The following is a 9003-nucleotide window of genomic DNA, read 5'->3' on the forward strand; positions in this document are numbered from 1 at the left end:
GTGCTCGCAGTAGTGCACCAGGCCCAGGCGCAACGCCTCGGCGCCGTCGAAGCGGGCGGCGGTCAGGGCCAGGCGGCGCGCCTGGGTCAGGCCGATGCGCCGCACAACGAAGGGGGCGATCTGCGCCGGGAGGATGCCCAGGGTGGTTTCCGGCAGGCCGAACTTGGCGCCGCTCGCCGCGATGGCCACGTCGGACACGCAGGCCAGGCCGAAACCACCGCCGAGTACGGCGCCTTCCAGCACCGCCACCAGTACCTGCGGAGCGGCCTGGGCCTCTTCCAGCAGCGCACCGAAGGCGCGGTTCAGCTCGCGGTAGGCGTCGCCGCCGCGGGCTCTGGCGCCGGCCATATCCTTGATATCGCCGCCGGCGCAGAAGTGGCCATCGGCACCGCGCAGCACGAGGGCGCGTACGCCGGCGTCTTGGCGCACGGCCTCCAGGGTGGCGCGCAGTTCGCCGACCATGGCCAGGCTCATGGCGTTGCGGCTGTCCGGGCGGTTGAGGGTGACGTAGAGCACGCCCTCGACCTGCTCCAGCAGCAGGGTCTGGCAATTCGGCAGTTCGGCCATGGTCGCCTCCTCAGCCCTTTTTCTTGCCGGGCAGGATGCCCATCAGCTTGCAGATGATGCCAAGCATGATTTCGTCGGCGCCGCCGCCGATGCTGACCAGGCGCACGTCGCGGTAGGCGCGCGACACCGGGTTATCCCACATGAAGCCCATGCCGCCCCAGTACTGTAGGCAGGCGTCGGACACCTCGCGGCCGAGGCGGCCGGCCTTGAGCTTGGCCATGGACGCCAGCTTGGTCACGTCGCGGCCCTTCACGTATTGTTCGGTGGCCTGGTAGACCAGCGCGCGCAGGGCTTCGATCTCGGTCTGCAGTTCGGCCATGCGGAAGTGGATGACCTGGTTGTCGATCAACGGTTGGCCAAAGGTGTGGCGCTGCTTGCAATAGTCGATGGTGGCGTCGACGCAGTGCTCCAGGCCCTTGATCATATTGGCCGCGCCAAACAGGCGCTCTTCCTGGAACTGCAGCATCTGCATCATGAAGCCGGCGCCCTCTGCGCCGATGCGGTAGCGCTGCGGCACGCGCACGTTGTCGAAGAACACCTGGGCGGTCTCCGAGCTGCGCATGCCCAGCTTGTCCAGGTGCGGGCTGACGCTGATGCCCGGGGTCTTCATCGGCACCATGATCAGCGACTTGTTGACGTGCGGCTTGTCGTCGCTGGTATTGGCCAGCAGGCAGATAAAGTCGGCCGATGGCGAGTTGGTGATCCACATCTTGCTGCCGTTGATCACATAGTCGTCGCCGTCCTTGCGCGCGGTGGTCTTCAGGCCCGCCACGTCGGAGCCGGCGCCGACTTCGGAGACGCCGATGCAGCCGACCATCTCGCCGGTGATGGCCGGGCGCAGGAACTCCTCGCGCAGCTCGTCGGAGCCGAAGCGCGCCAGGGCCGGGGTGCACATGTCGGTCTGCACGCCGATGGACATGGGGATGCCGCCGCAATGGATGGTGCCGAACTCCTCGGCAGCGACGATCGAGTAGCTGTAGTCCAGACCCATGCCACCGAATTTCTCCGGCTTGGAGATGCCCAGCAGGCCCAGCTCGCCGGCCTTCTTGAAGATGTCGTGGATGGGGAAGCGGCCTTCCTTCTCCCAGGCGTCGACGTGCGGATTGATTTCCTTGTCGACGAAGTTACGGACGGTGCGGCGCAGTTCTTCGTGTTCCTGGGTGAAGATCATTGTTGTTGTGCTCCGATGATGAGGGTCAGAAACGGGCGACGCCGAAACGATTGGATTTCAGGGGCCGCAGATTGGCTTCGGCGCAGATGTCGAGCAAGAAGCCCAGCAGCTTGCGCGTATCGCGCGGGTCGATCAGGCCGTCGTCCCACAGGCTGGCGGTGCCGTACAGCGCGGTGGACTGGCTGTCGAGCTTCTGTGCGGTCATCTGTTCCAGCATATCGAGCATTTTCGGATCGGCTTCCTTGCCTTCCTTGGCGTGCTTTTCCTCGGTGACGATGCGCAGCACCTTGCCGGCCTGGGCGCCGCCCATCACGGCGGTCTTGCTGTTGGGCCAGGCGAAGATAAAGCGCGGGTCCAGTCCTCTCCCGCACATGGCGTAGTTGCCGGCCCCATACGAGCCGCCGACCACTATGGTCAGCTTGGGCACTGTGGCGTTGGCTACGGCCTGGATCATCTTCGAGCCGTGCTTGATCACGCCGTTCTGCTCGGACTCGGTGCCGACCATGAAACCGGTGGTGTTGTGAAAGAACAGGATCGGCGTATTGCTCTGCTCGCACAGCTGGATGAACTGCGCCGCCTTGGCCGCGCCCTGTGGGGTGATCGGGCCGTTGTTGCCGATAAAGCCGCAGGCCTGGCCTTCGATCTGCAGGTGGCCGCAGACGGTCTGGCTGTCGAACTCGTTCTTGAAGTCGAGAAACGCCGAGCCGTCGGCGATACGCGCGATGATCTCGCGCACGTCGTAGGGCTTCTTGGCATCTGCCGGCACCAGGCCGAGCAGTTCCTCGGCCGGGTACAGCGGCTCGCGCCAGGTGCGTTTCTCACGTGCCGGCAGCTGCTGGTTCCACGGCAGCATGCCGACTATCTCGCGCGCCAGGCGCACGCCATCGGCGTCGTTCTCGGCCAGGTACTCGGCGGTGCCGGCGACCTGGGCGTGCATCTCGGCGCCACCGAGTTGCTCGTCGGTGGCGATCTCGCCGGTGGCGGCCTTGAGCAGTGGCGGGCCTGCAAGGAACATCTTGGCCTTGCCGCGCACCACCACCACGTAGTCCGACAGGCCGGGCTGGTAGGCCCCGCCGGCGGTGCTGGAGCCGTGCACCACGGTGATCTGCGGCAGGCCCATGGCGGACATGCGCGCCTGGTTGGCGAAGCCACGTGCGCCCTCGACGAAGATGTCGGCGGCGTAGTTGAGGTTGGCGCCGCCGCTCTCGGCCAGGGTCACCACCGGCAGCTTGTTCTCGAAGGCGATCTGCTGCAGGCGCAGGGATTTTTTCAGGCCCGTGGGGGAGATGGTGCCGCCCTTGATCGCGCTGTTGTTGGCGATCACCAGGCAGCGCACGCCGGCGATGTAGCCGATGCCGGCGATCAGGCCACCGCCGGCCTGGCTGCCGTCCTTGTCGTCGTGCAGCTTGTAGCCGGCCAGCGAGGCCAGTTCGAGAAAGGGCGCGCCAGCATCGAGCAGCAGGTTGAGGCGTTCGCGCGGCAGCAACTGGCCGCGCTTGTCGAACTTGGCCTTGGCCTCCTGCGCCTTGTCCAGCACCTTCTGCTCGACGTCGCGAAAGGCCGCGATGGCCGCCAGCATGGCCGCGCGGTTCTGCGCGAAGGCGTCGCCATGCACGTCGATTTCCGATTGGATCACGGGCATCGCCTTACTCCTGATCTTTCAGTACATCGGGCAGGTAGGCCCGGTGGAAACCGTTGTAGGGCTCGCTGTTTCTCGCCTTGCCCAGCGTCCAGGCACGGGTGCCCTGGCTGGCCGCACCGTCGATGCGGATGGTGTTGCCGCTGATGAAGTTGGCGCCGGGGCTGAGCAGAAAGACGATGGCGGCGGCCACCTCGGACTCGCTGCCGATGCGCTGCAGCGGCACGTGATCCTTGAGGTTGCGGATCATGTTCTTCATCGACTCGGGGTAGGTGTCCATACCGCTGGAGGCGATCCAGCCCGGCGCCACGGCGTTGACTCGCACCCCGGCGTGGCCCCACTCGTAGGCGGCGGTCTTGGTGAAGTTCTCCATACCCGCCCGCGCCGCCCCCGAATGGCCCATGCCGGGCATGCCGCCCCACATGTCGGCGAGCATGTTGACGATGGCGCCACCGTGCTTGCTCAGGCTCTGCAGGAAGACTTCCTTGGCCACCAGAAAACCGCCCACCAGGTTGGTGCGCACCACGGTCTCGAAGCCTTTCTGGTTGATGCCGATCAACGGCGCGGGGAACTGGCCGCCGGCGTTGTTGACCAGGTGATGGATGCGTCCGTGCTGCGCGAGCACCGCGCCGACCATGGCCTTGACCGCTTCCTCGTCGCGGATGTCGCAGACCTGGAAGCTGGCGCTGCCGCCGTCTTCGATGATCTCGGCGCAGGTTTTCTCCAGTTTTTCCTGCTTGCGTCCGACCAGCACCACATGGGCGCCGAGATGGGCCAGCTCGTGGGCCACGCAGCGACCGATACCGCTGCCGCCGCCGGTAACCAGGATGGTCTGGCCTGCGAAAAGGCCAGGTTTGAATACGGAGTCGTAGCTCATCGTTCTGGTTGTCCTTGTTACAGGCTGTCGGCCAGTGCGCGCGGCACCGGTACCGGGAATTCCAGCAGCTGCTGGGCGAAGGCCTTGCCCTGCGGGTCGATACGCAGGCTGGCCACGCCGCCACCGCCCAGGGCATTTTCCAGCAGGAAGTTGAGGCTGTGGCTGCCCGGTAGGTGCCAGCGGCTGACCTTGCCGGCTTGCGGATCCAGGACATGGCCCATCCATTGCGCCACGGCTTCGGGGGTCAGCGCAGCGGCGATCCACGCCAGGTACTCGGGCTTTCTGGCCATCACGCCGATATTGCTGTGGTTGCCCTTGTCGCCGGAGCGGGCCACGGCGAGGCGGATCAGTGGCACGGAGGCGTCGGCTTCGCCCATCGGTACGGGCAGGGCGGCCGGCGCGCGCAGTCGCTCGGGGTCGAAGGCATCGACCTGAGGCAGGGTGACCGGCTGACGTTCGCCGCCGATTTCCACCGCCAGCTCGCAGGCGCTCTTGTCCACCAGGAAGCTGAACAGGCGAATCACCGGGTAGACCGTGGGGCGGCCGCCGACTATGCCGGTCAGGCCCGGCGCCATGCCGGTGGCGGCCTGGGCGATCTCGCGGGAGAACAGCACCAGGGCCTCCTTCTTGGCGTGGCGCACGGCGATCTTCACCACCACCTCGCGGCTGTCCTGGCGACGAGCGTGGGCACCATAGGTGGCTTCGCTACCCAGCAGCTCGATGCTGACTTCCTGATAGGCGCCCCAGCCGCGCTCGGCGAACAGCGCCTCGGTCTTGGCGATGATCGCCTGGCTGACGCGCTCGGCCTTGGCCACCGCGTCGATGCCGGCGAGCAGGCAGCTGGCGGTGCAGCGGAAGCCGTCCGGGTGGGTGGCGCTGACCTTGTACTGCGCGGTCGGCGGCAGGCCGCGCGCGCCCTTGAGCTCGACGCGGTCGGCACCGACCTGGCTCAGCTCGACGGCGGTGAAATCGCAGACCACGTCCGGCAGCAGATAGGTGCGCGGATCGCCGATCTCGTAGAGCAGCTGCTCGCCGACGGTAAAAGGCGTGACCAGGCCGCCGGAACCCTCCGGCTTGGTCACGACGAAACGGCCGTCGTCTTCGACCTCGACGATGGGGAAGCCGATGTGTTCGTAGTCCGGCACCGCGCGCCAGTCGGTGAAGTTACCGCCGGTGCACTGCGCGCCGCATTCGATGATGTGCCCGGCCAGCGCGGCCTGGGCCAGCTTGTCGTAGTCGCTCCAGGCCCAGCCGAACTCGTGCACCAGGGCGGCGCTGACCACGGCGCTGTCGACCACGCGGCCGGTGATGACGATGTCGGCGCCTTGCTCCAGCGCGGCGACGATGCCCGGCGCGCCCAGGTAGGCGTTGACCGACACGCAGAAGGGCGGCAGCGGCGCGCCCGTGAACATCTCGCGGGTGCCGGCCTTGACCAGCTCGCCGAGTTTGGGCTGCAGGTTGTCGCCGTGCAGCACGGCGATCTTCAGCTTCACCCCGGCCTGCTCGCACGCCGCCTCGAGGGCCGCGGCGCAAGCCGTGGGGTTGACCCCGCCGGCGTTGCTGATCACGCGGATCTTCTTCTGCGCGATCTCGCCCAGCAGCGGCGCGAGCACCTCGACGAAGTCGCGGGCGTAGCCCTCGTCCGGCTTCTTCATGCGGGCGCCGGCCATGATCGACATGGTGATCTCGGCCAGGTAGTCGAACACCAGGTAATCCAGCTCGGCCCCCCGCACCAGCTGGGCGGCGGCGGTGCAGGTGTCGCCCCAGAAGGCGGAGGCGCAGCCGATGCGTAGGGTTTTGCTCATGGCGATGGCCCGTCACAGGTTGGGAAGCTGAAACCAACACTACCAAGCAAGCGCTTGGTTGAAAAGTCGGAAAAGAGGGCTTTCCCGCCAAAAGTGCGGCCAAGCGCTTGCTTGGTCAGGCGCGGGGGCATAAATTTCATCGCATATATTTCATTAAGTAAGACAAGCACTTGCCGGCGGCTTGCAGAATCCGTGAAAGCAACGGGCCGCCGCAGCGCAGCCAATACCAGGAGAAGTCAGCGTGGACGAACACAAGGCCCAGGCGGTGATGCAGGAGCTGGTCAGCGGTGGCCACGTCACCGACCCGGACAGCGCCCGGGGCAAGCTGCTGCAGATGGCCGCCCACCTGTTTCGCAGCAAGGGCTTCGAGCGCACCACGGTGCGCGACCTGGCCGGCGCGGTGGGCATCCAGTCGGGCAGCATCTTTCATCACTTCAAGAGCAAGGACGAGATCCTCAAGGCGGTGATGGAGGAAACCATCCTTTACAACACCGCCTTGATGCGCGCCGCGCTGGCCGAGGCGCAGGGCACCCGCGAGCGCCTGCTGGCGCTGATCCGCTGCGAGCTGCAGTCGATCATGGGCGGCACCGGCGAGGCCATGGCGGTGCTGGTGTACGAGTGGCGCTCGCTGTCGGACGAGGGCCAGGCGCAGGTGTTGGCGCTGCGCGATACCTACGAGCAGATCTGGCTGCAGGTGCTGGGCGAAGCCCGCGAGGCCGGTTACTTCCAGGGCGATCCCTTTATCCAGCGACGTTTCCTCACCGGCGCGCTGAGCTGGACTACCACCTGGTTCCGCCCGCAGGGGCCGATGAGCCTCGATCAATTGGCCGAGGAGGCCTTGTCGCTGGTGTGCAAGGAAGGATGAAAAAACTGGTCTAGGCTCTAGGGCAACTGCCGCTGCGTCGGCTTCGAACACGGGACGTTCGCCTGATTTCCGCTCTGTGTTCCGTGACGAGAGGTCGAGTTTGCGTGCGTTAGCTGTTTGCCTGTTTGCCTGCCTGTTGCTGCACGCCGTTGCTGCCGATGCCGCTCAGCAGGTGCGCGTCGGCGGCTATCACTTCCCGCCCTATCTGTTCAAACCCGAGGCGCCGCAGCCGCGCGGCCTGGTGCCGGAGCTGCTGCAGGCGCTGAACCGCCTGCAGGACGAGTATCGCTTCGTGCTGGTGCCGACCTCGGCCACGCGGCGTTACCGCGATCTGGAAAACGGGCGCTACGACCTGATCCTGTTCGAGTCCAGCCAGTGGGGCTGGCAGGACACGCCCCATCTCGGCCTGCCGCTGGATATCGAGGATGCCGAGGTCTACGTCGCCGCCGCTGCACCGGGGCGCGGCCAGGAGTACTTCGCCGATTTCGCCGGCAAGCGCATGGCCCTGTACAGCGGCTATCACTATGGCTTCGCCGGCTACAACGCCGACCAGGACTACCTTGGGCGCACCTTCAAGGCGGTGCTGACCTATTCCCACGACAGCAACCTGCGCCTGCTGCAACGGCAGCGTGCCGATGTCGCGGTGATCACCCGTTCCTATCTGCAGCTGTACCTGGAGCGCTATCCGGAGGCGGCGGCCGGCTTGCTGGTGTCCGAGCGCTTCGACCAGGTCTACCGGCACCAGGTGCTGCTGCGCCCGGACGGCCCGCTGACGCAGCAGCAGATGGCGCAGCTGCTGGAAAGATTACAGGCCGATGGCGAATTGATGAGGCTATTGCGTCGTTACCACCTGACCCTCGGCGATAAAACCGCGCCGGACTGAAAAACCATCTGGTCGCTCGGGGCGCGACTGGAGTAGGCTGCCGTTTACTAGAAGAAGGATTTTTGGGGGAGTCGATATGCGGCGCTTGCGGCAGTGGATTGGCTTGGGCTTGGCTGCGACCGGTCTGCTGTTCGCCGGCATGCTGGCCGCCGCCGAAGTGGTGCACGTCGGCGGCGCGCATTTCCCGCCCTACGTGGTCAAGTCCAACCTGCAGGAGTCCAGCGGGCTGCTGCCGCAGTTGCTGGAGGCGCTCAACCGCGAGCAGAGCGACTACCACTTCGTCATGCTGCCGACCGCCATCGTCCGCCGCTTCAGCGACCTGCAGCGCGGGCGCATCGACATGGCCATCTTCGAGAATCCCGGTTGGGGTTGGCAGGGCATCGACTTCGAGGCGGTGGACATGGGCCTGGAAGACGCCGAGCTGTTCGTCGCCCGCGACGAGGAGCTGCGCGGCCAGGACTACTTCGACCAGCTGCAGGGCAAGCGTCTGGCGCTGTACCGCGGCTATCACTACGGCTTCGCCGACTTCAACAGCGACCCGGAGTTTCTCACCAAGACCTTCAACGCCAACCTCGGCCATTCCCACGACAGCAACCTGCTGATGGTGCTGCGCGGCCGCGCCGATATCGCCCTGGTGACCCGCTCCAACCTCTACGACTTCATCAAGCGCAACCGCGAGCACGCGCGGCAGTTGCTGATCTCCGAACGCATCGACCAGGTCTACCGCCACCATGCGCTGATCCGCCCCGGCGCGCCGCTCAGTGCCGCCCGTTTCGCCGAGCTGCTCGAGGCGTTGCGCGCCAAGGGCGAGCTGGCGCGAATCTTCTCGCCCTACCGCATCGCCGTCATGCCAGCCGCAGCGGATAGCTCAGCAGCAGGATATGCAGCAGATTGACCGCGCCGTGCAGGGCGATGGCCAGGCTCAGGCGACCGCTGTAATGCAAGGCCAGGCCGTAGCCCAGGCCGGCGATGCCCGCCACCAGGGCGAACAGCGGGCTGAACGGCAGGTGCGCGGCGCCGAATAGCGCGGCCGTCAGCAGCAGCCCCGGCCAGGCGCCCAGACGCCTAATCAGCGCGCGCTGCAGCAGGCCGCGAAACAGCAGCTCCTCGGCCATTACCGCCACCCCCAGGTTCACCGCCAGCCACAGCAGCAGGCCGTCCGGCCATTTCGGCTGCCAGCCCACCATTCCCAGCGC

General features: G+C 66.4%; 9 protein-coding genes. 3 read left to right on the forward strand and 6 right to left on the reverse strand.

Annotated elements, in window-relative coordinates:
* The 5 genes from atuE to N878_RS05305 all read right to left on the reverse strand — a co-directional run.
* Nucleotides 1-567 (reverse strand): isohexenylglutaconyl-CoA hydratase (gene atuE / locus N878_RS05285; protein WP_021442635.1); only part of this gene is annotated, 567 nt, incomplete at its 3' end.
* A gap of 10 nt (nucleotides 568-577) precedes the next feature.
* On the reverse strand, nucleotides 578-1738 hold the full coding sequence (gene atuD / locus N878_RS05290; protein WP_021442636.1) for a citronellyl-CoA dehydrogenase: 1161 nt from the start codon (nucleotides 1736-1738) through the stop codon (nucleotides 578-580).
* A gap of 25 nt (nucleotides 1739-1763) precedes the next feature.
* On the reverse strand, nucleotides 1764-3380 hold the full coding sequence (gene atuC / locus N878_RS05295; RefSeq protein ID WP_021442637.1) for a geranyl-CoA carboxylase subunit beta: 1617 nt from the start codon (nucleotides 3378-3380) through the stop codon (nucleotides 1764-1766).
* A 4-nt stretch (nucleotides 3381-3384) separates the two neighbouring features.
* Nucleotides 3385-4254, reverse strand: coding sequence for an SDR family oxidoreductase (locus N878_RS05300; protein ID WP_021442638.1), 870 nt, complete (start codon nucleotides 4252-4254; stop codon nucleotides 3385-3387).
* Between the two features lie 17 nt (nucleotides 4255-4271).
* On the reverse strand, nucleotides 4272-6059 hold the full coding sequence (locus N878_RS05305; RefSeq protein ID WP_021442639.1) for an acyclic terpene utilization AtuA family protein: 1788 nt from the start codon (nucleotides 6057-6059) through the stop codon (nucleotides 4272-4274).
* 241 nt (nucleotides 6060-6300) lie between these two features.
* Here N878_RS05305 and N878_RS05310 point away from each other — a divergent pair, with 241 nt between their 5' ends.
* The 3 genes from N878_RS05310 to N878_RS05320 all read left to right on the forward strand — a co-directional run bounded on the left by N878_RS05310 (nucleotide 6301) and on the right by N878_RS05320 (nucleotide 8702).
* Nucleotides 6301-6924 (forward strand): TetR/AcrR family transcriptional regulator, encoded by a 624-nt coding sequence (locus N878_RS05310; protein WP_021442640.1) that lies wholly within the window; start codon nucleotides 6301-6303, stop codon nucleotides 6922-6924.
* A gap of 100 nt (nucleotides 6925-7024) precedes the next feature.
* Nucleotides 7025-7807, forward strand: a complete 783-nt coding sequence (locus tag N878_RS05315) for an ABC transporter substrate-binding protein (RefSeq protein WP_031302783.1) — start codon at nucleotides 7025-7027, stop codon at nucleotides 7805-7807.
* Between the two features lie 139 nt (nucleotides 7808-7946).
* Nucleotides 7947-8702 carry an ABC transporter substrate-binding protein gene (locus N878_RS05320; RefSeq protein WP_256217983.1) on the forward strand — a complete coding sequence of 252 codons (756 nt, stop codon included), beginning with the start codon at nucleotides 7947-7949 and terminating at the stop codon, nucleotides 8700-8702.
* Here the strand turns inward: N878_RS05320 and N878_RS05325 are convergent.
* Nucleotides 8653-9003, reverse strand: a 351-nt coding sequence (locus N878_RS05325; protein ID WP_031302784.1) for a CPBP family intramembrane glutamic endopeptidase, incomplete at its 5' end; no start/stop codon positions are given. The genes N878_RS05320 and N878_RS05325 overlap by 50 nt on opposite strands.

The sequence above is a fragment of the Pseudomonas sp. EGD-AK9 genome (genome assembly GCF_000465935.2).
Taxonomy (GTDB): Bacteria; Pseudomonadota; Gammaproteobacteria; order Pseudomonadales; family Pseudomonadaceae; genus Aquipseudomonas.